Source organism: Methylobacterium sp. 2A, from assembly GCF_009806555.1.
Taxonomy (GTDB): Bacteria; Pseudomonadota; Alphaproteobacteria; order Rhizobiales; family Beijerinckiaceae; genus Methylobacterium.
Genome location: NZ_VUOK01000067.1, coordinates 1 through 686, shown reverse-complemented (window position 1 = coordinate 686; position 686 = coordinate 1). Strand labels below are relative to the sequence as shown.

The 686-nt window shown below is 69.0% G+C and carries 1 pseudogene; it reads right to left on the bottom strand.

What is annotated here, in order from left to right:
* Positions 1 to 619: pseudogene (locus FVE89_RS30365) on the bottom strand (IS630 family transposase); the annotation flags it as partial.
* Positions 620 to 686 lie beyond the last annotated feature (67 nt).

Below are 686 nucleotides of genomic sequence, written 5' to 3'. Positions count from 1 at the left end.
CCGTTCGTGGCGCCATCGACGAGGCTGAGCGCGCACAGGCCGGTGCTGCGCAGCGCCGCGGTGACGGTCGTGGTCTTGTAATGCCCCTGCGGCACGAGCAGCCGGCAGCGGGACCCGCGCGGGGCGCGTCCGTAGCGACGGGCCATGTTGGTTGCGGCTGCGGTCTCGTCGAGGAACACGAGCGTGTCGGGATCGAGGTCGGGCATGGCATCGAACCAGGCTTGGCGCGCGGCTTTCACATCCGCACGCTCCTGCTCAGCCGCGTAGACAGCCCCTTTTTACGGGTGATGCCGTGGCGGGCGAAGAAGCGCGACAGCCCGCTCGTGCTGGTGGTTACGCCCCGCGCGGCCAGGACGTCGCGCAACTCGCGCAAGAAGATCTCGGGCCGGGCCTCGCAGGTGGACAGGATCAGATCGGCCTGGGCCTCGATGGTCGGGAGGCGATCGCTGCTGTGCGTGGGGGTGGGTGCGACGTGACCTTCCTGCGCGAACCGCGCCGACCAGCGGCTGGCGCTCGATACGCTCACACCGAACCGGGCCGCCGCCCGATGGAAGGAGGCGCCCTCGGTCACGGCCGCGACAACGCGCTCGCGCAGATCGACTGATAAAGGTGATGGCATCGCCGGCTCCTTCATCCGTCAACGCCGCAAACGCTGATCCGTCGCAACGTCTGCGGGAATAGCTCTA